Here is a 26,751-nt window from a genome sequence, read left to right as displayed (position 1 = left end):
GTTGAGGTGTTGCAGGTGGTCGTTGAGGTCAGGCGCCGGTGAAGAGTCTGAAGATGGCAGGCCCGATGAGGATGACCATGAAGATCATCACCAAGAAGTTGCCGGGGATTGTGACGCGCTCGGACAAGGCGTTGGCCTTGGCCGTTTCGGTGGCGAGCATGGCGTCGCGCAGCGCGGTGCTGTGAGCGCGGAGAACGCCGTAGACCTGGGAGCCCTCCTCGCCTGCCAAGCGCATGATGTCGGCGACGTCGGCCAACTCGGGCAGGCCGAGTTCATCGGACAGGTCGTCCAGTGCGTCCCACGGGGCTTGGCCTGACCAGCGGGATCGTCCGAGTTCTTCCCTCAGCCGCCGGAACACCCAGCTGTCACCCACTTGGGCGGCTCGTTCCATGGCTTGCCGGGGTCCGGAACCGGAGTTGCGCTCCAAGGCGACCAGGTCCACCCAGGCGCTCAGGGACCGGTTGAACTCGTCTCGAGCTGCTTTGGCCTCCTGCTTGGCGTCGTAGGTAGGCACGAACCACATCGCGACGCCGGCCCCGAGCGAGGCGAGCACCGGGATGGTGAGGGGGATGGCAAAGCTCAACGAGAAGATCCACACCAGCAAGGGGGCGGTAGCCATGCCGACCAGCGCATACAGGATCTTCTGGCCGTAGAACACCGCCAGCGGGCGGCGAAGCAGACGCAACTCCTTGTAGGGGACGGCGCCCCACAACCGGGTCGGCACCACGCGCATGCCGATGGTGCCCAATCTTGAGGTCAGCCCCTCCGCGACGGCAGCGGTATCTGTGGTGGCTGTGGCCCGGCTTGGGACGGTGGGGCTGAGCCGGGTCAAGGCGTTGCCCAGGTCGGGGTGGGCCGGGATGAGCCGGAGGGCGAGAAGCGCGATCCCGGTGCCAATGGCGAGCCCGGACATCAAGAACAGCTGCAGCGTGGTGGGCATCAGGGCTTCACGCTCCTGCTCCGGCCTGGGCGCTGAGGAAGCGCGGCAGCGGCTTGCCCTGGGTCATGCGTCGCATCCAGACCAGCACCGCTGCGTACAGCGCCAAAAGGGTTCCCAGCACAATCTGGCCAACCGGGGTGGTGTAGGGGGCCATGTACTGCCCGGTGAAGGCCAACGCGACCAACACGACCGCCGAGACGAGCGTGGCGATCCGGGCGGTCGATCGGGGTTTGGCCCGATCAGCCTCGATCTTGCGGCGCGCGCTCACATCCTCGGCCACAGCGCTGGCCAGTCCGGACAGGACCGACGCCAAGCCCGCTCCCCGTTTGCGGGCGCTCAACAGCAACGCGGCCGCGACCATGTCACCGGTGGGGTCATCCAAGTCGTCTGCGAAGGCCCGTAACGCCGCCTCAGTGGTCCAGCGCGCCTGCAGGCGGGCGGCAAGTCGGCCCACCTCGTCACGGATCGCGGGCGGGGTGGAGCGGAGCGTGGCAATGAGCGCTTGTTCCAAGCCCACACCGACGGTGAGGACGCTGGCGAGGTTCCGCGTCCACTCAGCGATCCCCTCCAGCCGCTCGATGGTGCGTCCTTCGGTTGGAGCCGCGACCAGATACGGGATGGCGACCACGCACAACGGCAAGATGACGACCGCCAAGACCAGACCGGTCCACACCGCGATCACCACACCCGCGAGGAGCGCAGCAACGACCCCCAGCCGCATCTGTGCCGACAGCCCACCCCACCACGCACCCAGACCCCGCTTCTGCCGCAGCGACGTGCGCCGCGGCGCCGCGGGCGCCTCGGGACGGGGAATCAACGCCCACACCAACAACATCACGCCACCGGTCACCAAAGCTCCCGCCAGCGCCGGGACCAACGCGATCATGCCCGCCCCCGGTCTGCCTGCGCGAAGAACTCCCCCACATCGAACCCGCTGCGGCTCAGGTCCCGCAGCGGCTCGGGCATCACCCGCGGCACCGCAACGTAACTACCGGCCGGCGCATGGAACACATGGGTGAGGGCATACCCCTTCTCCGACTCCCCCGGAGTGACATGCACGATCTCGGAGACCCAGCGGACCTTCTGCGTGGCACCGCGCTCGTCGGTGATCGTCTCCGTGCGCAGGTAGACGACCAAGTCGACCACCTGGGCGAGCTTGCGGATCGCCAGCTCGGAGGTGACGTGCGGACCAGCCTCCATCGCACACGTCACCAACTTCCCGATCGCACCCTCGGCGTCCGCGGCATGCGTGGTGCACATCGACCCCGGCCCGGACTCCATCGCCTTCAACATCGGCCACGCCTCAGGACCACGAACCTCGCCCACCAGCTGACGGGACAAGATGAACCGGAAACTGTCGTTCAGCTGCTCCAACGTGGTGTACTCCCCCGCGCCCCGGCCATCGGCCATCACCTCACCTGACCCTGGCCGCGCCTCCCAAGCAAACACCACGTCCTGGTTGTGCAGCTCGTGAAGGTGGAGCTCGTACTCCGTCTCGAACGTGCCCAACACCTCATCACGCGGGATCTCTGCCGCCAACGCACGCATCATCGTCGTCTTCCCGACCCCCTGGACGCCGGCGACAATGATCGACAACTTCGCTCGCACCGCCGCCTTCAGGAAGCTGGCTGCTGTCGGTGACAGCGACTGCCGAGCCACCAGATCATCCAGCGTCTCCCGCATCAAACGGTGGCGGCGGATCACCACCGCCGGGCGAGGCACCACCCAGGCGGTTGCCGCGAGCCGATAGCCGCCGTCCAACCGGAGATGCAGTGACGGATGCGCCTCGCTGAACGACCTGGCATTGGCCTCCGAGCGGGACGCCAAGAAGGACAAGAAGTCGATGAGTTCCTGATCGGAATCCGCAACGGCCGGGCCCGGCACCGTAGAACCGTCGGTCAATCCCAACCAGACCCGGTCGCAGCCGTCGATGATGATGTTCTCCACCCGGTCGTCCTCAACCAGCGGCTGCAGGCGTCCCAACCGGAACAAGGCGTCAAACACGGCCTGGGCAAGGCGTTGCTGCAGCGCCGGCGACCACGCCTTCTTGCCCTGGTCGATCAGGGTCATCGCCGCCGTGTCCAGCAGCTCCAACACAATCGCACGTCCCTGCTCGCGCTGCAGCTCAGCAGACACATGCGTGCGATCCTCCCCCAAGACGCGGGTGAGTTGCTCGGAGGCCTGCGCACGGAAGGCAGCCACCAACGACCAGTCCACCGACTCCCCCTCAGCCAACGGCAGCGCTACACCCGAGACGGCGACGTCCTCGGCCGACACCACCCCGACGGGCAGATCAGCCAACGGAGCGCGCTCAGCATCACCCAACCGGAACTGGCCACGGACCCGGCCACCTCGAGCAGGAAGCCGCCCCTCGCCAGCGGGCTGGGCCGAGTTCCCCGCCCCGGCGAACAACGGCAATCCCGAGATGGGTTGACGTCCCTGCTCGCTCATTGCACACCATCCTTGACCTGCGCCATCACCTCAGGGGTCAGCACCGAACGCGTCTGCCGACGCAGCACGTCACCTGCCGTCGTAACGCTGCGAACGTAGCCCGAACGCGCGAACCTCTCCTTGGTTGCTGCGCGGCCAGCAAGGCGTGACAGCCCGCCCGGTCGGGGATAGCCGGCCCCCTCGGAAAACACCGCGGCCGCCTCCGGGCACCACTCCACGTCCCCGATGAGGGGAACGTCCAACGCTGAGGCGACCTCACGGCTCGAATACGGCCTGCCGCCACCCACCACCACCACGCCAAGCTGGCCGGCGGAACGGTCCTTCAACGTCTGAACCCACGAGCGCGCAGCAGAGACCGCAGTCAGGTTGGACCGCACCAACACCGTCGTGATGTCGGCGCCGACCAACAGCGGCATCGGTGATCCCACCAGGCCCAGCCGGCCGGCATCCACGAGCACGTCTTGACCGTTGTCCTCCAACCGGCGCAGCGTCTCCAGCAGCGGAGACCACAACGTCTCCAAGCCCACCGACTGATCATGGGAACGCGTCCCGACCAGCACACTGGCCTGGGTGCCCTCGATGCCCCTCAGCAACGACGGCAAGGTGTGCGCCAACTGCCCCCGCCGGTGGGCCATCACCAGCTGGATCAGGCCGGGCTGGTCCACCATCCCCTGGTAGAAACCGGCCAAGACGGCCGAGCCACCCGTGGGATCGGCTTCGACCACGACGACCGGTCGCGGCCACACACTGCCCAGTGCCAGCACGGTCGTGGTGACTCCCGGGGACCCACCGGCCGAAGCGAACGCGTAAATGGCCATCGAACTACTGCTCCCGAGCGTCGAGGACGAGCGCGACCCGCCCAGTCGCAGCGCGCGCCGCAACCTCAGGGGCCAGCGCTGATGCCACCAAGACGTCGACCACGGTCCGGTCCCCGACCGTGCGCACCGCGAGGACCTCCGCGGAGAGCGCCGTTGGAGTGCCGGTGAAGTCACCCTGCGCGCCCGGAGTCTGCACAATCCGGACTTGGTCGCCCGGCCGGAGCTCCTCGGCCGGCATGAACCCCACCTCGGGAGAAACACCCACCACCGAGAAGCCCGTCGAGGGCGGCAACGCGTCTGTGACCTCGCCCGCCGCTACCAAGGTCCCGGCCACCAGGTCGGTCGTGGCACGGTCTCCCACCAGCGACGCCATCTCGGAGGCTGGCACGACCTGCAGATTGGCGTCCGGGTTGACCCGCACCGTCATCAAGTCCTCGGCGCGGAGCTCTTGGCCCCGCTGGACGGCCGCGCGCGTTGCAACTACCTCAACCGTGTCGGACGCCGACATCCACACCCACACACCACCCAGACCACCCATCACGATCAGCGCGGCAGCCACCAAGGCCGCGAGCGGACGCCGGCGCAGCTTTGGTGGATCAGGCAGCGTCACGCTGCGAACGATCCCGCCATCGTGGGGAGTCCCGTTCGCCGCCTGTGGCGTCGTGTCTGTGCGAGGTGTGGCAGTCATGATCGTCCTTCAGCTCCGGTTCACTGGTTGAGTGCTTGGGCTTCGCCCACGTTGATCGTCGTTGTCGAACCCATCTCCCAAGCGAAGTCGCCCGACTCGCCCGTCGAGGCGAACCACTCGGCCGCCCACTGGGTCGACGCCTCGACCGCATACGCGCCCTGCTTGGTGTAGCGGTGCCCGCACGTCGGGGAATCCGAACTCCCAAAACGGTCCTCATACGGCGTCCCCGGGGTCGTACAGGTCACCACGGCCCCATCGCCCATCACCCACCGGATCGCGTGGACCTTGGCCTGCAGCGTCACCGTGACCCCGCCCACCGTCAGCGACCGGGTCTGCGGACCCCACGTCGATGGCCCCGGGTCAGACACCCACATCCACGTGGGGAGCCCCACCAGCCCCATCGAATCCGGCCCCGGCTCGGGCACGATGCCAATAGCAACCGGCTGCAGCGGCATCTCGGCCAGCAGCTGCTCCGCAATCGCCCGCGGATCAACCACCACCGGCGCCACACCAGGCGGAACCCACACCTGGTAGCTCAACCCGCCAGCGATGGGCGTGCAGCGATAAATCTGACCTTCCTGCTGGCCACCCCACTCAGGGTCAGAGAACGGCGGCGGAGGTACGACGAGCTGCATGTAGCAGTTGTTCGCGTTGCTCCACACACCCGAACCCGAGTTGCACGCCACCACCGCACCCGAAGCCGTAGCGCAAACCCGAGCACCCCCCGGACCCCCTCCAGACCCGCCGCCATCTCCGCCACCGGGAGTGCGCATGCTGATCACGCAGTAGCCAAGCACCGCCACCTGCCCCTTTGGGCAGGTGACGGGAGCCGCAACCGCGGAGCTGAAAGGAGAGAGAGCCACGAGCGTGCTGGCCGCCAGTAGGACGCCCACTGATCGGCCTAGCATGGCGAGGACACCGCTTCCTCCTCCATCACCAGCAAGCGACCGCTTACGTCTCGCACCGAGTACTGCCACAGCGTCAAGGTGGCTTGGCCCTCAGGGATCATCGAACGACCCTCCGCGTCCGTGATGGTGATCTCTGAGTTGTCCACGCAAGCCTGAACGATGTACGGCGCCGCCTCTCCCTGGACGTCACGAACTTCGACATAACGTCGTCCGTTCATTACGTACCCATCGCCCAGGAGTTCCTGCATCACACGCAACTGCTGGCGAGCAACGTCTCCCGACGCCGCTTCGTAGAGCGAGTCAAGGGGAGCACCCTCGACCGCAATTTGGTCAACGATCTGGATGTAGCGCTCGACGACCGCGGCCGCTTCAGCCTGCCCCGCATCTGGGGTGGGGGTTGGCGTCGGGCTGGCGAAGGGTGTGGTGGGGGTGCTGAGGGTGGGAGTAGGCGTGGGGGTTGCATCTCCAACACAGGCGCTCAGCGTCACGACAGTGGCACACACGGCCGTCGTCGCGATCGCGCATCGCTTGAACATCATGTCGGTCTCCTCTACTACTCCCCCCTGCACCGCCATATGCGTTTCAGGGACGCGTTCACGGCCACGTTGCGGTGAACCATCCCTTAGAAGAGCCTGCACGCCATCCAGGAAACGAACCGAACACGGAGGGTTCCCGTGTGGGGCCTTCGGGGGTAGGTCCAACTGCGTCGCACAGTAGCCCACGCATCCCTCAAGGCCCGTCATGTCACACCCTGAGACCCCTCGCCAGACCTGGCTCTCCGACACCCCACCCCCGAGAACACGCCCTGCGGCGGGGTGAGTCCACCCCGTTATTCCATGGAATATCGGCCACGACCGACCACCTGAGAGTCTCCGGCGCCAACAGCCCCTCGCCGATATTCCATGGAGTATCGCCCGCCAAGAGCCTCGGCCAGGGCCGCTTCAGGCGGCGGCAGTGGAGCGGTGGACGATCGCCTGGGCACATGTGCGCGCCGCCTCGAGGTGATTGGGTCGCCAAGTTCTGCCGCGTCGGGGATACCGACCGAGCGACTCCAGTACCCTCGGTGAACTCGACTCGGGTCGCTGCTGGTCCCGCACACGTTGGACCTCGTCGAGCCACCACCGGTACTGGAGTCGCTCGATCGCATGACTCACCCTTCGCCGATCGAGCGTCCCATCAACCCGGTGCTGCTTCGCCCAAGCATCGAGCTCCTGACGTGTTGTGGTAGGACGGATCCCTCCGGTGGTCAGCCGCCGGGTACCACTCTCACTCACCACCTTCGGATTGACCCACAGGTTTCCAGCGGCAAGACCCAACCCCCTGCCTGTCCATGCATCGTGATGCAGACGCAACAGTCGACTCCGCAAAATCGCACGCAGAACGCTCCAGCCCACGCGGGCGGTCGCGTCGGCTGGGGGAGGTACCCCCCCTGGGACTGCGTGTGGCAGAGCAGGTATTGGATGCGTGTGGATAACTAGCTCCCAAGTGGCGGCTCGCGTGCCGACGCTCTCGGAGACGTGACGCACCAGGCCCCATCGCTCGAGCGCCCACAGGGCCGTCCTGGCGCTCTCGTGACTGAGGGTGGCGCTTTCACCGAGGTGGCGGACCGATGCATCGAGCCTGAGCGTCAAACCCTCGAGGGCCCAGGCGCAGAGGGTGTCCAGCGCGCGGCGCGCTGCGGGGCCATGTCCCTCGGCCCAGCGACCTGGGGTGGCATCGGCAGCGGCCTGGATGCTCTCCACGGCGTCGGCGATGGGCGCAGCGAGGCGGTCCCACGTCTCGCCGTGGTCGGAGCGGCGGGGATTCCGTGCGATGTGCGCGCACGCCTTTCGCCACTGGCGCCTCATGACGGCCGTCGCGCTGTCCGGCCCCGTTCGTGGCCGTGCGATGCGGGCCTGACCTGTCACTGAGCGCTGGGTGCGAGCGTGCTCGAATCCAGGCTCGCCGGCATGGGCGATGACGTCGGCGAAACGCCACCGGGCTGCCGCGCAGCCGAGCATGATTCGCCACAGAGCAGCACTGGCATCGTCGCCTGGTCCCATGGCCCGCTGCACCGCGTCCTTGGTCGCTGGCGACAGGTTCCGCCGTTCCCCGGAGAGGTACGGATGACCTTTCCCATCCTTCGGTAGGCGCGCCAGGGTCGCGTCCTCGCTGGCTACAACCGCCGGAAGCTCCTCAATGCGGGCATCCAACACGTCGAGCAGGGCCGCGACATGCTGGGGCGTGTTCGCTGGGCGGGTCAGCCATTCGATCCGACCTCGAAGCAGCGTCGAGCTACCACCTGCCCGGTGTGGTGCGCCTGGAGGTCGGACACAGCCCGAGGTGGCGTTACACAGGGGCGCCTTGTCGAGCGTCGGCAGTAGCGCTCCCAACCGCTGCGCAAGAGCGTTGGCCACCGCTGCGGAAATCGGTTCAGTGAGCGCCACCCAGACGTGCCGGCCGCCGTCGGCTTGTCCTGAAGAGGCCGTGGTCACGGCACGGATACGAAGGTCAGCCAGCAACTTCTCCAAGGTCGCGGTGTCTTCGTGAGCGGCCTCAGTGACGTCGGGCCGGTGCGCGTCAAGATCGAAGGCCAGCAGATGGAACCGGCCTTGATCGTCAGCCAGGTTCACAGCCCACGGGCTGTCCGGGACGCCGTCGTCGAGCCCGTGAGTCTCGCTGTACCGCTGCGCCAGCATGCCTGACGCCTCGCGTGGGATGACGCGGACCGTGTGCCGGGGGCTGATCACCTGCGTGATCTGCCACCCCATCTGGGCAGAGATCCGGCGCCCAGCGCTGTTCACGCTGAGACCCGGAGTTTGCTGGCCAGGTCAAGGCGATGCGCACGGTACACCCTGCGCTCCAGCGCAGCCACGGTGGTCCCCAGCCTGGCAGCAATGTGGGCTGCGGTGTCCCACGTCAAGAGCCACTCCAGCTCGGCGATCAGCTCCACCGTCGAGTACCCACGCCGACTTGTCTTGGCGCGATTGGATCGCTCCGACTGCCGAGGCGCGGCATCAGCTGCCGGAGCTTTGAGCGTGCCAGTACTCGAGGCTGCGGAGTTCTGGCGCTGCCAACGCGGCAGGCATGCCCCGCACACCGGCGCGTCGGAAGGGAACTGGGTGGCTGTCCGCCGCTGGTTGCAGCGCGGGCAGCACCGCAGCATGTCGCGACGCGCGGTAGCGGGGGGGTTGGCTGTGCGCGCGGGCTGGGTTACTCTAGGCATGCCGAAGCTCCTCACGGTTTCTGCTGGTGGCAGTGATCCCAAGGGAAGGGCGACGACGGACGGGCTGGCACCCGGAACGTCGAAGAATCTTGTGAGTCGGATCGGGGTGGGGACCCCGGTCCGACTTTCGTTTGTCAGCCGGTCATCCGGAGGTCCTCCTCATCGCGGATGGGAAGCAGGTCTTGGTTGAGCCCTTCGCAACTGGGGAGGTCGTCGGGGCCGAGGTTCTCCAGCGCCGTCTCGATCAGGTACCACAGCGGCACGTTGTGCTGATGAGCGAGCGTGGCAGCCCTGTCCCGGACTCCCTCGCTGATGCGGACGTTGAGTTGCACGTTGGTGACGTTCGCCGAGGTGTCGCGTCTCAGCGTGCGGGCTTTCCCCTTCAACGTGTTCGGCATGGCTCTCACGCTAGGGCGGAGTTACATGGTTGTGATGCCGCCACGCCGACCGGCACGCTGCTATTGATAGCAATGTCGCCCAGGCCCGTCGTTGCCGCCGCCCACGCGCGTTGGAAGTCCGGCCTCAGAGCGGCCCAGTTCCGCCGCAGATACGCGTCGGCTGCCAGCAGCGCCGACTCCGTCGATAGCGTGGAGTGAGCATCCGCCATGCTTGGCGTCAGGCCCTCCATGTCCCCAAAGTGCGCATCGAGGTCCGCCAGCGTCGCGACAAGCTCGCCACCCCCGCTCGCAGCGGCAGCTCGCCGCACACATCCCCACGCCTGACACAGATCCTGCCGCGTTCCCATCACGCGCTCCCCCCGTCCTGAAATCGATTGGTGTTTCGTTCGGCGCAGCAAGCCGCCCCTTGCCTCCCTATGTGGACAAGACCGCTCGTCGCGGCCATCGCTCCTGAGGCCAGCAAGCGTCATGCGTTGCGGCGTGCCCTCGCTGCAAGCCGCAGCCGACATGCAATACTTGTTTTCCTTGTAGGGAACGGACGATTGGACCGGAGGCATCCTGATGGCGTTACCCACTCGAGGCATCCCCGACGGCACAACCTTGCGCACGACCCGGCGCAGCGCTGGAGTGTTGACTTCTGCGGTCGACGGACCCCGGACGGTTGCGGTGTCGGAGATCGCCTTCAACCCCAATAACCCGCCCCGTCGTCGTAGCCAAGACATTGAGGCTCTCGCACGCTCGGTGGCCAGCCAAGGCGTCCTGACCCCACTTCTGCTGTGTCGTGCCGAAGAGTGGCTGGAGCGATTCCCAGACCATGCAGACGAAGTCGGGGACGCCACTTGGGTCGCCCTGGACGGCGACCGGCGCCTGTCCGCGGCGCGCCTGTGTTCCGACACCGTTCAGCAGGTGCCCTACTACGAGCGCAGCATCCATGACCTGGACGACACCCTGGTTCGCCTACACACGGGGACCACCGCGCTGCGGCTCACCCCCATCGAAGATGCCGTGCAGCTGCAGAGGTTGATGGCCCAGCACAACTGGACGCAACAAGAGGTCGCTGAAGCTGTTGCGGTCAGCCAGTCACATGTCTCCAAACGGCTTCAACTGATGACGCTACCCGTGGCCGTGCAAGCGGCCGTCGAAGACGGCCGGATCACGGTCAAAGAAGCACTCGATCTCGCAGCCACTCGTCGCGATCTGGATGGCAAGTCGGTCCGCGACGACGACCTCCTCGACCGAGTTGCGGCCCTGCTCGACGCTGCAATGGCCGGCGCGACCGGCAACGATGAGGACGTTCGCGAAGACTCCGAGGGGGAGAATCAGACTTCGCTGGCCGAGCTCCGCGAGATCGCACTGCGCCAGCGCCACCAAGAAGCGTCGGACGAGGTCGCCCGGTCCCGGGCCAAGGAGTTCGGCGCGATGTTCGCCGAAGACCCCTTGGAACACATCGACGACATGTTCGGCCACAGGATCCACGCCACGGATCAAGCCACGCTGCAGCGGGCTGCCCGGGACCACAACCTCCTGGTCACACCATCAACTGCGGGCAAGGACACCGGCCCGCAGTACTGGCACCTTCGGCCACCGCAAAGAACTCACGAGCACGAGAACACGCAGGACCGGCAGCGTCGCGATGCCAAGCACGCCAGGGAAGCGCGGTGGGTGGCACTATCGCAGGCTGCCGCCTACTCGCCCTCGCCGGAACTCCTCCGGGACGTACTCATCGCAACCATGCTGACCGCAGCCGAACGGCTACCCGACCTGAACCGGCTCATCCACAAGCTCCTGAAGGAGCACAATTGGATCAAGTCGGACTCCAGCGACTGGGCAGGCCAACTGGCCGGCGCCGAGGCGCCCAGTCAGGTCGCCTGGGCGGTGGCCTTGGCGCACCGCGAGGCTCGCATCCGGGCCAATGAACGCTGGACAGCATCAGACGTGGACTACATCGAGGTTCTGATGAACGTGGCCCAATACGCCCCCACGGAGTGGGAGAAGGCTCAGATGGACGAGGTGAACTCATGACGACACCCACGACCCTTGCCGTCGCTGGTGCAGCAGGGAGCTCCGGCAAGTCCACGACCGTGGCCGCCCTGGCCGCCCTCCTCGGCGAGGACGGCAAGAAGGTGATCGTGGTCGACGCAGACGCTCAAGGGACAGCGACCCAGTGGCTGGGGCTGCAGCCAGATGAAGCAGAGTTCACCCTCGCCGACGTCCTGCTGCGCAAGGAGCCGATCGCCCGCGCCATCGTCCAAACTGATGTGCCCGGGGTGAGCATCATCCCCGGTAACGACACGTTGCACGCGGTGGGTCTACAACTGCCCGCCATGCACGGTGGTGAGCTGCGTCTGCGCAAAGCGCTGAAGGGACTACCCGCCGACGTCGATGTCGTTCTCATCGACTGCCCAGGTTCACTCCAGCTCGTCAGCATCTCGGCGATGGTCGCTGCAGATCACGTGCTGACGGTGGCCTTCCCCACCATGAAGGAGATCCAAGGCATCCCCGCCCTCATCGACGCGCTCGATGAGGTGCGCGAACTCTTGAACGATCAGGTGACGCTGAGCGGGATCATCCCCTGCATGGTCCCGCCCGCCACCCAGGGCAAGGTCTACACCGAGGCGCTGGCCGTGCTGACCCGCCACTACGGGTCGCTGGTGACTCCAGCGGTCCGTCGGAGCAGTCAGGTGGCCGTGTCGCACGCCGCCGGGGTCCCTCTGCCCGTGCACGCCCCCCGCGAGCGCGTCACCAAGGACTACCGCGACGTGTTCGCCTGGCTCCGAGAACGTGAGGTGCTCTGAATGGCGCGCGTCCCGTACTCCACCCAAGTGTCCCCCGACGTCTTGGGCCGCGTCCGGGCCACCGTGCTCGGACTCCAACGCAACGACCCCACCGTCACCATCGCTAAGTTCACCGAGGAGGCCCTTGAAGCCTGGTGTGAGCGCCAAGAAGCGCAGGCCAACGATGGCGCACCGTGGCCACCGTCGACGCAGGGGCCGCGCCGGGGCCGCCGCCTCGACGCCTGATATTCCACGGAATATTGCGCATCGCCGAACCCGATTCCGTCTCGCCACGGTCAGAGTCTCGGGGCCGGCCCTTCAGTAGGACAACGACGACATGGGCCGGCTTCGGTGTGTGGCGGGCATGGGTTCGCGGCGGGCTCCGCGTCCCACGGGCTGGCTGGGGACGACTTCGTACTGGCCCGCCGTCCCGCCTGGGCTGGTGAGTAGGGCGCGCACGTGGTTGGCCAGGGTCTGGCTGTGGTCTGCGGCATCGGCGGCGTGGCCGATCAAGGCTTGGACGTCGGCGCCCGGATCGGGGATGAGGACCCAGCGCCGAGGCAGGATGCTGGGGGCGCGGCGGCTGGGGTGACGTGTGGCCGTCGTGGTCGCGATGGTGGGGTCCAGTTCCAGCGCCGAGTCCAGCGAGCGCCACAGTCTGCTATGGCCGGTCCCGGCTTCCTGCAGCGCCAGATGGAAGGCGGCACCGACGCGTTGCGAGGTGGTGGCGGCGGCATACGCGAAAGTGTCGAGGTCGTAGCTGCTGTAACGCTGCCGGATCGCCTCGGCGGGCCGCCAGCCCCCCTCGCCCCGTAGCAGGGCACTCGTGGGGGCTCTGAGGGCTCGGGAGGCGGCCACGAACTCGACGGGGGGTTTCCCCCCGAGCTGGAGTTCTGTGGCCGGCCATGCGGCGAGCCGACGCCACGCCTGCTGGGCCTGCGCGATGGCCTCGGCCACCTGCGGGGCCGACTCGGTGGGGACGACCGACTTCACCGCGCCGGCCAAGATGAACAGGTCGGCCGCCATCATGGCCATCGACCCGGTCGACAGCGACGCGCGGTGGAGTGCCTGCTCGGCCTCACCGCCCCACCGCTGCACGGCGCCGGTCAAGGAGCGGTCCTCGGTGGTGTGGACCGCGAGGTGTTCCAGGTGGCTGCGGGGGTGGCCGCGGCCCGGGCGGCGGAACTGTTCGGTGATGACCGCGACGTGGAGCAGGTCGCGAGCCAGTTCTGGCCGGGGCGTCATGGCATGCAGTCGATCCAAGGACCAGGCGGCGGCCTCACCCACAGCGGCGAGGACAGCTTGCTGGATCGGGGCGGCCGCGGCGTTGTCAGCGGGACGTGGCTGGTAGGGCCACGGCTCCGCCCGGCGGGCACGGCGCGTGGGCTCCGGCGCGACCGTGAAAGGGCTGCGATGGGCGACCAAGACGTCACTGATCGCGCCGGCAACCATCGCCATCTCGGCCAGGGGAGTCGCGTGGGGCGCGGTCTCACCCCAGCGGCGTCCAGCGAGCCGCTGCAGCGCATCCAGGGCGACGTCGCGGCTCAGTGCCACCACGGAGCCCTGCTCGACGGGAAGGGCGTTGAGCAGGCCGCTCGTGGTGCGGGCGAGCTCCCGCCAACCCTGCTCGATCTCCTCCAGAGTCGCCTCGGTCTGGGCCGTGGGCACGCTGCCCAAGACATGAAACCTGTCCAGCAACCCACCCACGGTGGTGCTCACAGCGACGCCTGCAGACGGCGCGCCTCGCATAGGAAGACCCCTGCGTCGGCCGGCGCGATGTTGCCGGCCTCATCCAACAAGTCACCGACCAGATCGAGGAGTTCACCCCATGATCGGCCGGTGATCTCTGCCCGGGACGGTTCGATGGGTTCGGTATCAACGACCTCCAGTTCCACGATGGCGTCGATCAATGCGGTGAGGACAAACTCATCGATCTCGGCGCTGCATCGAAGGTGGTGCAGCAACCCCAAGGCGCGGCCCATCAACGCCCGCTGTTGGCGGCGGGCTTTCACATCCGCAGCGCCCCCCGGATATGCAACCGCCCCGGTGCGCTGATCAACCGCCTCACTCATGCCCTAGCTACGCAGCCAAGCTCCCTCGTCACGGCCACCAACCGGCAGCTCGACCCCCACCCCCCGTAGGAGCCGGAGCGGGCACTCAGCTGATATTCCATGGAATAACGACCACAGGAACACCTGGTGCGCCGGCTGTCGGCCGACGGCCGCGGGTCCGAATCACCGACCCCAGCATCACCACGTCGGGTTGGTCGAGGGTGCGGGTGCCTGCCGCCCGCTGAGGCCCCGCTCGGCGGATGGAGTCGGGAGTGCGTCCGAGGGGACCTGTTCCCATGTGGGTTGGCTGGTGTCGTCGGCGAGTTCGGCAGAGAGCACGCGATACCGCTCCCGCGCCGCCTCGAGGGCGTCGCCGTGTTTGAAGGGCCGGCCGTGCAAGGTGCGTGCGTTGGTGACGTTGCGGTCGAGCTCGGCACCGCGCAGGGCGATGTCTTCGAGACGGCGCACGATGCGTCCGGGCAGGTTCTCCAACCGGGTGAGGGTGCCGACATCGGCGCCGCCAGGATGGTCCTCGGCGCGCGGCCACGCGACGGTCGTGGCGATCGTGGCCGCGTCGGCGAGCCGGTAGGTGATGTCCCGATCGCCGTAGCTGCGTCCCGGTCCCACCTCCGCCACGACGTCGTGGCCCGCGATCCGGGCCACGAGGCGCGGTTCGTGCAGCTGGTAGTGGCGCGGCAGCGCTCGGTTCAGCAGGTTCACCGCCCGGGCCCGGTCGGTGCACATCACCAGCTCGGTCTCGGTGCCGACGCCGCGGCCCACCGGACGGAGGTAGATCCCGATCGCGAACGCATCGGTGGTCTGGGTGGCGGCTGCTGCGGTCCGCAACCGGTCGGCCTCGGCACTCATCGCGGCGAGGTCGCGAGCACCGTTGGCGATGGTGGCCTGCAGCCCGCGTTCGGTGCGCTGGTGCGCGGTCTCCAGGCGGGTGAGGCGTCCCAGGTCGGCTTGGACCTCGGCCAGTTGGATCAGCTTCGGGTTGCCCGACCCGATGGCCTTGGCCTCGGCGAACGAGAACGCGTCATCGGCGATGTCGCCGGTTTCTCGGTCGGCGCCGCCGCGCATGATCTGTCCGATGAACGCCGCTTTGCGTTCCAGTGTCTGCCAGCTGTAGGTGTCGAACGTCTGCTCGGTGATGACCTGGGTGAGCATCAGCTCGGGGTTCTGGTTGCCCTGACGCCAGCCGCGGCCGTTGCGTTGGGTGAGGTCGGCCGGTCGCCAAGGGGCGTTCATGTGGAGCAGGTGGACCACCCGGTCCTGGATGTTGACGCCGGTGCCCATCTTCGCGGTGGATCCGATCAGGATGGACACGTGCCCGTTGCGGCAGGCGCTGAACAGAGCCGCCTTGTCGCGGTCCCTGACTGCTTCGTGGATGAACCGGACCCGGCCTGTGGGGACGCCGCGGTCAGTCAGGGCTGTTCGCAACGCCGTGTAGACGTCCCACGACGCCGCCTCCGATCCAGGCGTGCCGGGGGTGCCAAGGTCGCAGAACACCAGCTGGAGTGCGCCCCGGTTGGGTGAGGGCTCACCGGTGCTCTTGTCGAGGTAGCTGTTGTGCCTGGTGTCGTGGTACACCCTGGCCAGGTAGTCGGCGGCCGCCAGGACCTTCCCGCCGGCGTCATCGCCGGCAGGGTGGCGGGGGTCGATCAGGCGCAGATCCAGCGACCCGAGCCGCGCCTCGGAGGACAGCTTCAGCATGTTGTCCTCCTTCGGGTCCACCTGACCCGACTCGATCTGGGTGGCGCGCTCGGCGATGGTGGCCATGAACTCGGCCTGGGGCTCGGTCCGCTGGACCACCAACAGGTGGGCGGCCCGTTCCCCGTCGTCGGGCCGCGGCGCGATCGCTGGCCGTGGCAGATCGAGGTCTTCGGCGGTCTTCACGTCGGCGAACCGGTTGAACAGGGCCAACAGCTCGGGCACGTTGTTGAACCGGGCGAGCCGGTTCTTCATCTTGAAGCCGTCGCCGTGGATGCGGACTTCGGGTTGGGTGACGACGGTGCCGAAGGTCGCCGCCCACGTGTCGAAGTCGACCATGCCGAGCTCACGCATGCCGGCGGGATCGTGGTAGCGCATCATCACATACATCTCGGTGATGCTGTTCGCGATCGGGGTGGCGGTCGCTCCAGTGAACACGCGCTCCCCGGTGGTCTGGCGCAGGTACTCGATCTTGGCGAACAGGTCCAGCGCCCGCTTCGAACCAGCCAGCGCTGCACCTTGGATACGGCTGGGGGTGGCGAGGTTCTTGTAGTCGTGGAGTTCATCCACGACGAGGTAGTCGATGCCGGACTCCTCGAACGACACGCCGGGGTCGGCCGGCTTGTCCATCTCAGCCTTGAGTTGCTCCTCGCGGCGCGACAGGGCCTTCTCCAGCGCCTTGACCGAGCGGCTCCGCACACCGTCGCCCGCGACCCGGGCCAACGCCTCGCGTTGGCCCTCCAGCTCACGCTGGAGAAAGGCGTACTGATTGCGCGGGGTGAGCGCGAGCCGCTCGAACGCGGTGCGCGTCATCACGATCGCGTCCCACTCGTTGGTGGCCGCCCGAGCGACGAACCGCTTGCGGTTCGGCGCCGACAGGTCATCAACACCGGCGGCGAGGATGGCCGCCTGCGGGTAGAGCTGCAGCCACTCCCGGGAGAACTGCTCCAGCATCGAGTTGGGCACCACCACCGCCGGTTTGCGGATCAACCCGAGCCGTTTGAGCTCGGTCATGCCCATCACCATCTCGGCGGTCTTCCCGGCCCCCACCTCGTGGAACAGCCCCACGCAGGGTTCGTGGAGCATGCGCGCCACGGCCGCCCGCTGGTGGTCCCGCGGCACGAACGACGTCGCCAAGCCGGGCAGGGTCAGCGCCGCGCCCTCATGGGAGTAGTCACGCAGGACGACCGAGTTGAACATCTGGTTGTACACCTCGACCAGGCGGGCGCTGCGGTCGCCGTCCTCCCACACCCATTCCGCGAAGCGGGCCGACATCTGCTCGGCCTTCTCGATGGCCGCGTCGGTGTCGACCCGGTTCAAGATGCGCTTTTCCTTGTCCCCGACGTCGATCAGGTCGTGGACCTCGATCGGCGCCTGTTCCATGATCTTGCGCATCAGGGTGCCGGCCGGCATCCGTTCGGTGCCCCACTGCCGGGTCGCCAACACCCCGTAGTTGGCGTGCTCCACCTCCCAGGCCGACCCCGAGACCCGTTTGACCGTGCAGTAGCCGCTGTCCAGGATTTCGCGCAGGAACTTCTGGTGGTCGCTGGGCGGAATCCACACCGCTCCCAAGCTGGCGTGGATCTCACCGGCCTGGATGTCGGGCGGCATCACCGCCACCAACGCCTCGACGTTGCCCTGCCACGCGTCGGGATCAACCAGTGCTGCCGTGCGCGCGTCGGTCAGGGCGCGCCGCACGTTGCCCGAGAGGTACTCCGCGCGCGTCACCCACGGCCGCTGCGGGTCGTACCCCGCAGTGGTGGGCGGCACCTGGAAGATCGCATCACCCAACGCGGCCGCGACCTCGTCGACGCTGATGCCAGCCCCCATCAGGTCCGCCACGGCCTCGAGGTCGACCCACCCCTTCTGGTCCAACACGACCGCGAGTCCGTCGACGGCGCTGTCCACGCCCCGAACCGGTTCTCGTGGAACCACCTGGCGTCGTCGCAGCATCCCGGCCGGTTCCGCCGCTTGCGCGACCGGGTCGAACACCTCGATCGCCGCAGTGAGCGCCCCGTGCGGATCGCTCAACAGCCGCCGGACCGTGGCCGGTACGACCTGTGCGAGCACCTCCTCGCCGTCCTCACCGGTTCGGCCGGTCCGGCGCGTGGTGAAGCGGTTGATGGGGCCGTACCTGGCGACGTAGGCCTGCCAGTCGGCGGCCAGACGTGACCGGTCCGCGTCCAGGGCGACGTCGTCCAACGAGGTGGACTCGGCGCGGACCAGTGCGCTGATCTGGTCGCGCAGTCCCAACAGGGTCCGCATCTCGACCGCTTGGGTTGCCGGCACGCCCAGCGGAGTCAGCGTGGCGTCCTCCACCACAGCGAACGATCCATCCGGGTTGGCGACCAGCGCGCCCTCGAGCATGCCTTCGGCCGCAGCCGCACGTTCCACCGCGGGCACGGTGTCCGGCGCGGCCAGACTGAACACCATGCGCTGGCCGACGGCGGTGCGGTCCTGGGCGAACCTGACCACCGAGTCCAGGCCGGCGGCCAGTTCCGCGCCGATCTCGCTGGGATGCTCGTGCTCGACGCTCACGGTGGGCCCGTAGCCGCTGGAGCGCCACCGGTGGACGCCGATCACGTGCCGGGGATACTCAGACCAGTAGTTGTTCACGGCCAGCGCCTGATCCTCACCGGGCCCCTGCAGCTGCAGCGTGACGGTGGTGTCCCACACGGTGTGCGCCGCCGGGGCATCCGGTTCGCGGCGGCGCAGGATCAACATGTCGGTGACCGCATTGGTGCCGGCGGTGCGTTCGTGGGCACCCAGCGGAAGCCGGACGGCGCCCACCAGGTCGGCGCGATCCATGATGGCCCGCCGGGCGGCGGGGTTCGTGCCGTCCATGGTCCACCGGGAAGTCAGAACCGCGACCAGCCCTCCGGGACGTACCAGGTTCAGCGACTTCACGATGAAGTGGTTGTGCATCGACAACTTGCCCGGGTTGTGCGTGGGGTCGTGCAGCACGATGTCGCCGAACGGGACGTTGCCGATGGCCAGGTCGAAGGATGCCGGCGCCAGCTTGGTGTCGGCGAAGGACTCCGCCCGTACGGTCGCGTCGGGATACAGCGCCGCCGCGATGCCGGCAGTGATCGGATCCAGTTCCACGCCCGTCACCTGGCAGCCAGCCGGTGCCAACCCCATGAACACACCCGCCCCACACCCGGGCTCCAACACCCGGCCCTGCTCGAAGCCGAGCGCGCGCACAGCACCCCACAGAGCCGTGGCGATCTGCGGGTCGGTGTAGTGCGCGTTCAGCGTCGTCTTCTGGGCAGCTCGGTACTCCGCGTCCGACAACAGCTCCCGCAGCACCTCCCGCCGGGCCGCGTTGGTTGAGGTGCGCTCGTCGAACACCTCCGCCAACCCGGACGCCCCCCAGCCCGACCACGCCGCCAACACCTGCTGTTCGGCGCTGGACGCCGGACGCTGTTCGTCCTCCAGCACCCGAAGCACCCTGATCGCGTCGACGTTCGCCGCGAACCGGGCCATCGCTGTGGCCGGCGCCGCCGGCACGTCAGCGTCGGGGACGTAGGGCGCTACGACAGGTCGTCGGTCCGCGACGCCTCGAGCGTCGCGTCCTCCTCCAACGCTGCCTGCCGGGCCGTCTCCGTGTCCTGCCAGAACACCAGGCTCGGATCGATCCAGTCCAGATCCTCGGGTTCCTCCTGCTCCGATGTCACCGTCGAAGAGGGTGGCATCAGCACTTCCGCCCGAACGATCTCCTCGGCCCGCAGCCGCGCGTTGTTGATCCGCCCCACCTTCTCCAGCCAGGTCTCCCCCGGCAGGTCCGGACCGGCCAACTCCCTGCTCAGCTCGAACCACGCCCCCTCGGCGTCCATCCCCAGCATCGTGAAGAACGCGTCCCGGTCCTCGATCTCCGCGAGACTCTCCGGGGCTGTCTCCGCCCAGATCGTCATCGCCAACCGCCCGAACCGGTTCATCGCTGCTCCCCCCATCGGGCTCGGACCACCAATCCTCCAGCGAGGGTTGCCCCTGCCCCAGATCGTATCCACGCCGCGCCATCGCAGCTCACCACGCCTCGACGGCTGCCGATACACACACCGCCCGTTCACCACCATCACTTCGCCCCTCTCCCGCTCGGCTCACCGCTCCACACCCCGGCCGGGCGCCGCCGGTCCCAACGACGGCGGCAGCCGCCGTTCCACAGCGGCGCCGTCTCGACCCGTCGACCTGATCCGTTCGACCGGCTCGCCCAACTCGGCGTCCAACGTCACCAGGCCGCGCTCGTGCAGCACCTTCGCCAGCGCCGACTGCACCGGGGCCCCCGACCGGCGCATCTCCGCGAACGCGACGTCGAGGGAATCCAACAGGTCCGCGCGCAGCGCCGCCACCTCCGGATTCTGCGCGCGGCGCAGCTCATCGACCGCGTGAGCTCGGCTGCCGCGCACCACCTCCATGTCGAATGCGGCCAGCTGCTCCCTCACCCCAGCCGCGAGCCGATCCCGGTCGTCGGGCTGAACCCACCCTGGTCGATCATCGATAGTCCGCAACAAGGTCGCCACCTCACTGGGCGGCGAGGTCCGCAGCAACGCCGGCTCACCGACGAACGACTCCACCCACGCCCCGAACTCCGTCGGCGGCGCCGCCAAGGCCCAGTCCTCCCACTGCTGCAGATTTGCCGCGTCCAAACGTGTCATCGCGATCATCGCCACCCGCGAGTCCTCAAAACCCCCATCACGTGCCGGCTGCACCATGCCCCACCACCCCGCCTCTCTCACCTCCAGATACGCCGAGAGCCACACGCTCCACGGCCACCGCCCCCCCGCCATATTCCATGGAATAACCGACCTCGGCCGGGCTTCACCGACTCACCCCGCGACGCCGAGGGTCGTAGCCCACAGCGCGCGCGACCTCCTCTCTGCCCCGCTCCAAACGCCGCGCCACCGTGGCCGTCGAAGCTCCGATACGCTCAGCGATCTCCGCGTGCGTCTCACCCCTGATCGACCGCAACAACGGCTCCCGCAGCCCACTCGGCAGGCTCATCACCACGTCGACGAGCCCCCCAGCCTCCGCCCACCCAGCAGGCCCCGGTCCCTCATCGGCCGGCAACCAATACTCAGACGCCCCGTCCCAGGACACCGGCACCTCCTTGGTCCTGCTCCGCAACTCGCGGACGCCAGGGCCCATACCCCCGGCGGCCCGATGGACCACCTGCCAGGCGTAGGTCGACCACTGTCCACCCGAGGCATGCTCCGGGTCGTAGTTCAGCGCCGCCCGCGACACCCTCTCGAACAACACGCCCAGGTCGTCCTCATCGCCCCGCCGAGCCGCCCACGCCGCAATCGCCATCGGCCGCACCGACTCGACCAAGTCCGCAACAGCCAGCCGCCCCTCCTCCACCAATCGCGGCCACTGCGCACGATTCACGCCCCTCAGCGACGGGTGATCTGACTCACCCCGGCGAGCCGCCTGGCCCGCATCACGAGACCGGCACAACGCCACCACGACGTCAGGGTCCAACTGCACCCCAGCAGGCACCCGCGGCGTCGGAGGCAGAACAGTGGCCGCTCCCCTGCCCTGATCCGCCACGTCGCCGCGCTCCGGGATCGGGCCCACCGCTTTCCGCAGAACAGGGCCGCTGAGGTTGACCCGCTCGAGTTCTTGGGCAGCCCCCTGCAGCCGCTCGAACGGCGCCGGGTCTGCCCTCACCACGGCAGCCACCCTCCCCGCCGCCCCCACCCCGGACGCCAACAGGGCGCGCAGCCGTGCCTCGGCCGGCTCCTCACACTGCGCTGCCTGGCTGACCCCGGCGGAGGCCTCGCCCAGCTGCAACCGCAGCCCATCCACAAACCGGCCCGACTCCACGCGCCCACCCAACGACGCATCGAGCCCGTCGCGCAGCACCACGGCCACCGAGCGGAGCTCGTCCACCAAGGCCGACACCTCCGGTCGGCGCGTCAACCGACCATCCGCGACGAGCTCCCGCACCGCCCCGTGGGCCACATGAAGGATCGTCAGATGGCCCAACGCCACCGCGCCGCGAACCTGCGCGAGCTCGGCATACCGCGCCACCGCGTCCACCGCGGTCTCCCACGACTCCAGACTCGACGCCATCGGCGAACCCGAACCGCCGCCGCCCAGGGGGTACGCGTTCATGCCAGCGCCCACCCATCCGCAGCGAAGATCCCGCCCAACACCGCTAGCCGCCAAGACAAGTCGGCCACCAGCACCGCATCGGGCCCGTCGGACCGGTCCCACACGATCTTCCGCACCAGGACCGCCGCATCAGCCAGGCACTCCTCCAGGCTCATCGAGCCCAACCCCGCCACACTCACCCCAGCCGGCGGCGGGAACGCCGCCGAGAGCACCGCAGCGGCCCCCCTGGCAGCCAACACGTGCTCCGCAGCTCCATCCCACCGATCCGCCACCAGAACCGACGCCTGCCCCAGCAGCACCTCCACCAGCGCCAGCGACACCGGCGCCCCCTCGACCTGCCCGTGATGATCCACGCCTCGTCTCCCCTCATGCATCGAAACCACACCCCCACGATGCGGAGCTGCCGCCATTTCGCTCCGTCCCACATCAGCTGTGCACAGGCCCACCCTCATCGCCGTCGCCCATCCACAGCACGTCCCACCCCAGGCTGGTCACCGCCACGGCGTTGCTGAGCCGCGCCCCTGGAGTGAGAGTCATTGCCGATCACCTCGTGGCTCACCGATGCGTCTCCATCAAGCGCGGCTGCCGTTGCACGACCCAGCCAGTGCGCCACGTTGACCGGGACCGCGTTGCCGGCCTGCATCTGCTGCTCACCCTGGTTGCCCTGGATGATGTAGGAGGGCGGGAACCGCTGCGCGTTGGCCGCCTCACGCGGCTTCAGCATCCTGAAGTGGTAGTCCGTCACCGGGATGTCCTCGGCGCCGTTGAGGACGCCGTGCTGCGCGTGGGTGGCCGCCGTCGACAGCGGCCCCTCCTCGACCGGATAGGGCACTGCTCCCTTGCGGTACGGCACCACCAGCGCATGATGGAAGCCGCCGCCGGTGAACGTCGCCAGCGGCTCCCCCGCCGGCGTGGCGCGCCCGTGGTTGCGCAACATCGCCACAAACGCCTCATCGACCACCAGCGCCTGACCTTGTTTCACAGTCTCGGAAGGAAGCGGACGAGCAGCGGGATCGAAGTGCCGGCCGTCCCCATCATGGTTCACCGACATCACGAAGCGGCCCTCCCTGGGCGGGGTGACCAAGCTCAGGTTCGGGCGGGTCACGAACCCGGGCAGCGGCTCGTCGAGGCCCTTGTTCATGTGCTCGATCGCCCGGTAGTCCAACCCGCCGTGATGCTTGGAGATGAAGCCCGGCGGAAACGTCACGCCAAGTTCGCTGGTCGTCGTTGCCGTTGCCATTGGCGAACCGTCCACCGGCCACACCCGCAGGTAGCTACCCGGCTTGCCGGACGCCGCGTCATAGGTCTGCCCGGCCGCCGCGACCATCAACGCCGCCGCCTCCGACGACCCGGCCGACTCGGCGCCCTCCCACACCCGCGAGAACGAGAACTCCCCCGACGCGATCATCCGCGCCCCCGCCTCGATCCGGCGCATCGTCGCTGGGCTCAGCGGCCGCTTCCGGTCCCCGATCCGCGTGCCCAGATCCGACCAGTCGATGGCTGCGGCCGCCGGCAGCACGAACGGCTCCACCCGCCCGTGCGTGGGGACCGGGCAGGCGTAGATGTACTGCTGGCCGTACTTGCCGACCGGCAGCTCGCGGTACCACAGCTTCGCCCGGCGCCCGTTGATCGGCTTCCACTGCTGCACCGCCTCCACGACGTGGTCGCACGCCCCACAGAACGCCTGGGGACGCGGCTCGAGCTTTGGCATGTGCACGCCCTTGGGTAAAGCCTGGATGTAGATCCGGTCCCGCCACTGCGGCGCGAACGCGTTCACCTCATCGCCCACATGCGCTGCCGAGACCGACACCACCTGCCACTGGTAGCCCAGCCGCTCCAGCCCGTCGAGGAAGACCGGCATCAACTGCCAGTCGAAGGCCTCGACCACGTTCTCGATCAAGATGGCGTCCTGCTTGTGGATCTCCGCGGCCCGCAACACCTCCCAGAACGTCACCCGCGTCCGCTCGAACGCAGCATCCGGCACATGCCCGTACTCCTCAAACAGGTCCATCTCCGCACGCCGCCGCTTCTTGCCCCCAGCCGGTGACACTTCCGTGCAGATCGGGGATGCCCACAACAGCCGAGTCCGTGGCAAATAGCGCAGGTCGACCGCCTGGATGTCGGCGCACAGATGCTCGGTGTCCGGATGATTCGCCGAATGGGTCTCGATCGCACGAGCCCAGTGGTTCGCCGCGACCCTCACCTTGAAGCCGGCCTCAACCAACCCGGTCGAAGATCCCCCCATCCCGCAGAACAGATCGACCGCATCCAAGTTCGCATCACCGCTCGTCATCAGGACCGACGCCTCCTCGAGGCACCCCACGATGGAGCACCCCCTCCAGATACGCGCCTACGCCCGCACCCCACGGCCAGGCCCCAGCCTGGCGCGACCCGCCGTCCGTGTGATCACGGCGCCAGCGGCCGAGAGGGAGCGTGAGACAGATGATCCAACGGTTCCTGCCGGTGCGCAGGTGGCGCGGCCACGGTCTCCCACACCGGTCCCGTGGGGAGGCTCTCCGACGGCATTTGCCGTTCCGCGACGCGCCGGAACACATACAGGGGATGGCTCGGCTCGATGGCGGCGTACAGGGCCTCGATCGCGGGCAAGAGAGCCTGGGCGACCTCGAGGTCGGTTCGGTCACCGGCCAGCGGTACCGGGGGCTCAACATGGACCTGCACGTCACGAATGAACTGGTCCTCCAGAGGCGACCACACCGCTGACGCAGTCCAACCGCCATCGAACACCCGGCGAAGTTCGGCCTCCACCAGGCTCGGCAGTGCTTGGTCGTGGACGTCGACTCCGGCGGTTTCGAGGTGCAGGCCCAAGTTTTCGTGCAGCACCACCCTGGCGCTCTGCGCGTCCCGCTCGATGTAGGCGTACCCGTCGACCGGTTCGTACCCGATCGGCACCACACTGATCGAACCCAGGGCGGCGCTCGGCGCCTCGTGGTCCACCCTGATCCACGGATCACCTGCCGGCGTCATAGGCATCCTGAACCTCCTATCCGGCGGCAGAGACGCCGGCGACCGAGCTGCGCCCCACCGTGGCGCAATCCGCCCAGCCGCCCCGCCGCTGCGAACGCGCTTGGTGTTCAGCTTCGACATAGGCCAACCAGTCAGGCGGGTAGACCCCGCCCGCTGGCACCCACGCCGACACCCAGCCCTCCTGCAGCATGAGGAGCGCTACGTCGACGCCCTCGGCATGCACCACAGCCAGCGTGCGGCCGTATCGGTCCCGGGTGGTGCCCTCTACCTCCACGCTGCCTTCACCGATCAGTTCGGCGAGACGAGCCTGGGCTTGTGCAGCTCCGCAGTCACCCGGACGTCCGTCGCGGCCCAGCTCTGGCGCGTCGACGCCGAGCACCCGGACGCGCTCGTCGTTCTCGACCACCACGGTGTCGCCATCGACGGCCCGAACGACCCCCACCGACCTTGTCTCCTGCGTCGCGGGGGCCGAACAAGCTCCGCCCAACAGCGCCGAGGCAGCCACCGCAACAGCCGATATTCCATGGAATATCGCTGGCCGGCGCATCAGACACCCTCCATGGCAGGCGCGGTCTGCGCGGTGCTGATCAGGTCGAGTTTGGCCCGCCACCGCGCTTCCCAGGCAGGGCCTGCGAAGCAGGCGGCCACGAGAACGACCAGTCCGACGGCCGCCGGCCATCGGCCAGCCGCGGTTTGCTGGACGGTCGCGACGGCACCCAGGATCACCAGCCAGGTGTACATCCACACCATCAGACCGGGCCGTGACGCAACGACCACCCTCAGTGGCGCGATGGCCAACTTCCCGGGCAGGCACAAGGTGTCGAGTGCCACCACCCACGTGCGCCGCGTCACCGCGCCCCGGGCGGCCGCGGCGGCGATCCCTGCGGCCAGCACCTCGGCGCTACCTCCCTCGAGCAGGTAGCGTGACCAGCCGCGGCCCACGACCAAATCGCGGCGCGTCGCCAGGTAGATCTGGTCGCCGCCCTGGAGCCACAGTCGTGGTTCCCGCCGACCGCGCAGCCCGGGCACCAGGCCCATGCTGGCCCGCACGACCTCGACCTCGGCCGGCACAGGGCGCCGGACACCACCCAGGCGCCAGAGCCGCATGGTCTTCGTCGTCAGGTACGCCCACCCGACCGATCCGGCCAGCCACACCAGCAACGCCCCGGTCTGCAGCGCCTCGGCGACGAACACGATGGCAAGGCTCACCACCATGGGGATCACCCGCGCCGCCAGGAACGCCCCGCGCCACCGGATCATGATGCGACCGCCGCGCCGCTGGCGGCCGGGTCCTCGCCCTCCACGGCCGTCTTGGCGAGCTTCCGCAGCCGCGAGACCTCCCGCGCCGAGACGCCCCCGCACCACTGCGCGAGCTCCTCGCCTTTCAACCCCATCCCGGCCAGCTGCTCCAACATCCGCCCCGCCTCACGCTCACACGCATGGCTCTCCCCCAGCTTGACCATCACCCGCGCAGCCAAACCCTCGATCTCCCGCTCCCGCTCCGCACGCTCAGCCCGCAGCCGCCGCCTCGTCTCAGCAACCTGCTGACGAAGCCTCGCCTTCTCACCCGTCGTCGCCATCTCCCACCACTCCCTCGAGCACTCACTTGCCTGACACCTCCCCTACGCAGCCCAAACCACCCCCCACGGCCACCATCCCCCGCCGACCCACCACCCCCTCGACACTCACCCACACCCCAACGCCTT

24 protein-coding genes are annotated in these 26,751 nt (G+C 68.4%); 3 read left to right on the top strand and 21 right to left on the bottom strand.

The features are described from left to right. Positions 1 to 28: 28 nt before the first annotated feature. The 9 genes from IFY26_RS16340 to IFY26_RS16300 form a co-directional block, all read right to left on the bottom strand. Positions 29 to 940 (bottom strand): type II secretion system F family protein, encoded by a 912-nt coding sequence (locus IFY26_RS16340; RefSeq protein ID WP_232550070.1) that lies wholly within the window; start codon positions 938 to 940, stop codon positions 29 to 31. A gap of 7 nt (positions 941 to 947) precedes the next feature. Next, positions 948 to 1,826 carry a type II secretion system F family protein gene (locus IFY26_RS16335; protein ID WP_232550069.1) on the bottom strand — a complete coding sequence of 293 codons (879 nt, stop codon included), beginning with the start codon at positions 1,824 to 1,826 and terminating at the stop codon, positions 948 to 950. Further along, entirely contained in the window at positions 1,823 to 3,391 is a 1,569-nt protein-coding gene (locus IFY26_RS16330; protein WP_232550068.1) for a CpaF family protein, read from the bottom strand. Before IFY26_RS16330 ends, IFY26_RS16335 begins: the two co-directional genes overlap by 4 nt. Then, a complete protein-coding gene (locus tag IFY26_RS16325) occupies positions 3,388 to 4,209 on the bottom strand; it encodes a hypothetical protein (protein WP_232550067.1) in 822 nt (273 codons plus the stop codon). The genes IFY26_RS16330 and IFY26_RS16325 overlap by 4 nt, the downstream gene beginning before the upstream one ends. A gap of 4 nt (positions 4,210 to 4,213) precedes the next feature. After that, entirely contained in the window at positions 4,214 to 4,819 is a 606-nt protein-coding gene (locus IFY26_RS16320) for an SAF domain-containing protein (RefSeq protein ID WP_232550066.1), read from the bottom strand. Between the two features lie 98 nt (positions 4,820 to 4,917). Further along, positions 4,918 to 5,394, bottom strand: coding sequence for a hypothetical protein (locus IFY26_RS16315; RefSeq protein ID WP_232550065.1), 477 nt, complete (start codon positions 5,392 to 5,394; stop codon positions 4,918 to 4,920). A 404-nt stretch (positions 5,395 to 5,798) separates the two neighbouring features. After that, on the bottom strand, positions 5,799 to 6,344 hold the full coding sequence (locus IFY26_RS16310) for a hypothetical protein (protein WP_232550064.1): 546 nt from the start codon (positions 6,342 to 6,344) through the stop codon (positions 5,799 to 5,801). A gap of 402 nt (positions 6,345 to 6,746) precedes the next feature. After that, entirely contained in the window at positions 6,747 to 8,555 is a 1,809-nt protein-coding gene (locus IFY26_RS16305) for a bifunctional DNA primase/polymerase (protein WP_232550063.1), read from the bottom strand. Between the two features lie 589 nt (positions 8,556 to 9,144). Next, the gene (locus tag IFY26_RS16300; protein WP_232550062.1) at positions 9,145 to 9,408 is read right to left on the bottom strand and encodes a hypothetical protein; all 264 of its coding nucleotides are present in this window, start codon (positions 9,406 to 9,408) and stop codon (positions 9,145 to 9,147) included. A gap of 561 nt (positions 9,409 to 9,969) precedes the next feature. Between IFY26_RS16300 and IFY26_RS16295 the strand changes: the two genes are divergently transcribed. Genes IFY26_RS16295 through IFY26_RS16285 form a run of 3 tightly spaced genes read left to right on the top strand, consistent with a single transcriptional unit; the run spans position 9,970 to position 12,428 of the window. Continuing rightward, positions 9,970 to 11,430, top strand: coding sequence for a ParB/RepB/Spo0J family partition protein (locus IFY26_RS16295; RefSeq protein WP_232550061.1), 1,461 nt, complete (start codon positions 9,970 to 9,972; stop codon positions 11,428 to 11,430). Next, complete coding sequence (locus tag IFY26_RS16290; protein WP_232550060.1) at positions 11,427 to 12,203, top strand: ParA family protein; 777 nt, start codon at positions 11,427 to 11,429, stop codon at positions 12,201 to 12,203. Before IFY26_RS16295 ends, IFY26_RS16290 begins: the two co-directional genes overlap by 4 nt. Next, positions 12,204 to 12,428, top strand: a complete 225-nt coding sequence (locus IFY26_RS16285; RefSeq protein ID WP_232550059.1) for a hypothetical protein — start codon at positions 12,204 to 12,206, stop codon at positions 12,426 to 12,428. A 72-nt stretch (positions 12,429 to 12,500) separates the two neighbouring features. On the opposite strand, the gene IFY26_RS16280 is transcribed toward IFY26_RS16285, so the two are convergent. The 12 genes from IFY26_RS16280 to IFY26_RS16225 all read right to left on the bottom strand — a co-directional run bounded on the left by IFY26_RS16280 (position 12,501) and on the right by IFY26_RS16225 (position 26,625). Beyond that, positions 12,501 to 13,901 (bottom strand): hypothetical protein, encoded by a 1,401-nt coding sequence (locus tag IFY26_RS16280; RefSeq protein ID WP_232550058.1) that lies wholly within the window; start codon positions 13,899 to 13,901, stop codon positions 12,501 to 12,503. Continuing rightward, complete coding sequence (locus IFY26_RS16275; RefSeq protein ID WP_232550057.1) at positions 13,898 to 14,254, bottom strand: hypothetical protein; 357 nt, start codon at positions 14,252 to 14,254, stop codon at positions 13,898 to 13,900. The genes IFY26_RS16280 and IFY26_RS16275 overlap by 4 nt, the downstream gene beginning before the upstream one ends. Before the next feature lie 177 nt (positions 14,255 to 14,431). After that, positions 14,432 to 19,387, bottom strand: coding sequence for a helicase-related protein (locus IFY26_RS16270; RefSeq protein ID WP_232550056.1), 4,956 nt, complete (start codon positions 19,385 to 19,387; stop codon positions 14,432 to 14,434). Positions 19,388 to 19,479: 92 nt separating this feature from the next. Next, positions 19,480 to 19,884, bottom strand: a complete 405-nt coding sequence (locus tag IFY26_RS16265; RefSeq protein ID WP_232550055.1) for a TnpV protein — start codon at positions 19,882 to 19,884, stop codon at positions 19,480 to 19,482. Positions 19,885 to 20,046: 162 nt separating this feature from the next. Next, positions 20,047 to 20,616 (bottom strand): hypothetical protein, encoded by a 570-nt coding sequence (locus IFY26_RS16260; RefSeq protein ID WP_232550054.1) that lies wholly within the window; start codon positions 20,614 to 20,616, stop codon positions 20,047 to 20,049. A 148-nt stretch (positions 20,617 to 20,764) separates the two neighbouring features. Beyond that, positions 20,765 to 22,060: an RNA polymerase sigma factor gene (locus tag IFY26_RS16255; RefSeq protein WP_232550053.1), complete on the bottom strand. Its 1,296-nt coding sequence runs from the start codon at positions 22,058 to 22,060 to the stop codon at positions 20,765 to 20,767. Continuing rightward, positions 22,057 to 22,413, bottom strand: coding sequence for a hypothetical protein (locus tag IFY26_RS16250; RefSeq protein ID WP_232550052.1), 357 nt, complete (start codon positions 22,411 to 22,413; stop codon positions 22,057 to 22,059). Before IFY26_RS16250 ends, IFY26_RS16255 begins: the two co-directional genes overlap by 4 nt. Before the next feature lie 95 nt (positions 22,414 to 22,508). After that, on the bottom strand, positions 22,509 to 24,353 hold the full coding sequence (locus IFY26_RS16245; RefSeq protein ID WP_232550051.1) for a DNA cytosine methyltransferase: 1,845 nt from the start codon (positions 24,351 to 24,353) through the stop codon (positions 22,509 to 22,511). A gap of 113 nt (positions 24,354 to 24,466) precedes the next feature. Next, a complete protein-coding gene (locus tag IFY26_RS16240) occupies positions 24,467 to 25,051 on the bottom strand; it encodes a hypothetical protein (protein WP_232550050.1) in 585 nt (194 codons plus the stop codon). 10 nt (positions 25,052 to 25,061) lie between these two features. Beyond that, on the bottom strand, positions 25,062 to 25,487 hold the full coding sequence (locus IFY26_RS16235; protein WP_232550049.1) for a thermonuclease family protein: 426 nt from the start codon (positions 25,485 to 25,487) through the stop codon (positions 25,062 to 25,064). Positions 25,488 to 25,591: 104 nt separating this feature from the next. Beyond that, a complete protein-coding gene (locus IFY26_RS16230) occupies positions 25,592 to 26,305 on the bottom strand; it encodes a hypothetical protein (protein ID WP_232550048.1) in 714 nt (237 codons plus the stop codon). Further along, positions 26,302 to 26,625: a hypothetical protein gene (locus IFY26_RS16225; RefSeq protein ID WP_232550047.1), complete on the bottom strand. Its 324-nt coding sequence runs from the start codon at positions 26,623 to 26,625 to the stop codon at positions 26,302 to 26,304. The genes IFY26_RS16230 and IFY26_RS16225 overlap by 4 nt, the downstream gene beginning before the upstream one ends. Positions 26,626 to 26,751 lie beyond the last annotated feature (126 nt).

Source organism: Propioniciclava soli (genome assembly GCF_014858005.1).
Lineage (GTDB): Bacteria > Actinomycetota > Actinomycetes > Propionibacteriales > Propionibacteriaceae > Propioniciclava > Propioniciclava soli.
Note: the sequence above shows the minus strand (reverse complement) of the source record. Positions and strands in the feature narration are given on the sequence as shown.

Coding starts and splice junctions, on each gene's coding strand:
- IFY26_RS16300 (WP_232550062.1), bottom strand. CDS start 9,408: ATGCCGAACACGTTGAAGGGGAAAGCCCGCACGCTGAGACGCGACACC.
- IFY26_RS16255 (WP_232550053.1), bottom strand. CDS start 22,060: ATGAACGCGTACCCCCTGGGCGGCGGCGGTTCGGGTTCGCCGATGGCG.
- IFY26_RS16310 (WP_232550064.1), bottom strand. CDS start 6,344: ATGATGTTCAAGCGATGCGCGATCGCGACGACGGCCGTGTGTGCCACT.
- IFY26_RS16295 (WP_232550061.1), top strand. CDS start 9,970: ATGGCGTTACCCACTCGAGGCATCCCCGACGGCACAACCTTGCGCACG.
- IFY26_RS16245 (WP_232550051.1), bottom strand. CDS start 24,353: ATGACGAGCGGTGATGCGAACTTGGATGCGGTCGATCTGTTCTGCGGG.
- IFY26_RS16290 (WP_232550060.1), top strand. CDS start 11,427: ATGACGACACCCACGACCCTTGCCGTCGCTGGTGCAGCAGGGAGCTCC.
- IFY26_RS16275 (WP_232550057.1), bottom strand. CDS start 14,254: ATGAGTGAGGCGGTTGATCAGCGCACCGGGGCGGTTGCATATCCGGGG.
- IFY26_RS16225 (WP_232550047.1), bottom strand. CDS start 26,625: ATGGCGACGACGGGTGAGAAGGCGAGGCTTCGTCAGCAGGTTGCTGAG.
- IFY26_RS16340 (WP_232550070.1), bottom strand. CDS start 940: ATGCCCACCACGCTGCAGCTGTTCTTGATGTCCGGGCTCGCCATTGGC.
- IFY26_RS16335 (WP_232550069.1), bottom strand. CDS start 1,826: ATGATCGCGTTGGTCCCGGCGCTGGCGGGAGCTTTGGTGACCGGTGGC.
- IFY26_RS16285 (WP_232550059.1), top strand. CDS start 12,204: ATGGCGCGCGTCCCGTACTCCACCCAAGTGTCCCCCGACGTCTTGGGC.
- IFY26_RS16265 (WP_232550055.1), bottom strand. CDS start 19,884: ATGAACCGGTTCGGGCGGTTGGCGATGACGATCTGGGCGGAGACAGCC.
- IFY26_RS16330 (WP_232550068.1), bottom strand. CDS start 3,391: ATGAGCGAGCAGGGACGTCAACCCATCTCGGGATTGCCGTTGTTCGCC.
- IFY26_RS16325 (WP_232550067.1), bottom strand. CDS start 4,209: ATGGCCATTTACGCGTTCGCTTCGGCCGGTGGGTCCCCGGGAGTCACC.
- IFY26_RS16305 (WP_232550063.1), bottom strand. CDS start 8,555: ATGGGGTGGCAGATCACGCAGGTGATCAGCCCCCGGCACACGGTCCGC.
- IFY26_RS16230 (WP_232550048.1), bottom strand. CDS start 26,305: ATGATCCGGTGGCGCGGGGCGTTCCTGGCGGCGCGGGTGATCCCCATG.
- IFY26_RS16240 (WP_232550050.1), bottom strand. CDS start 25,051: ATGCCTATGACGCCGGCAGGTGATCCGTGGATCAGGGTGGACCACGAG.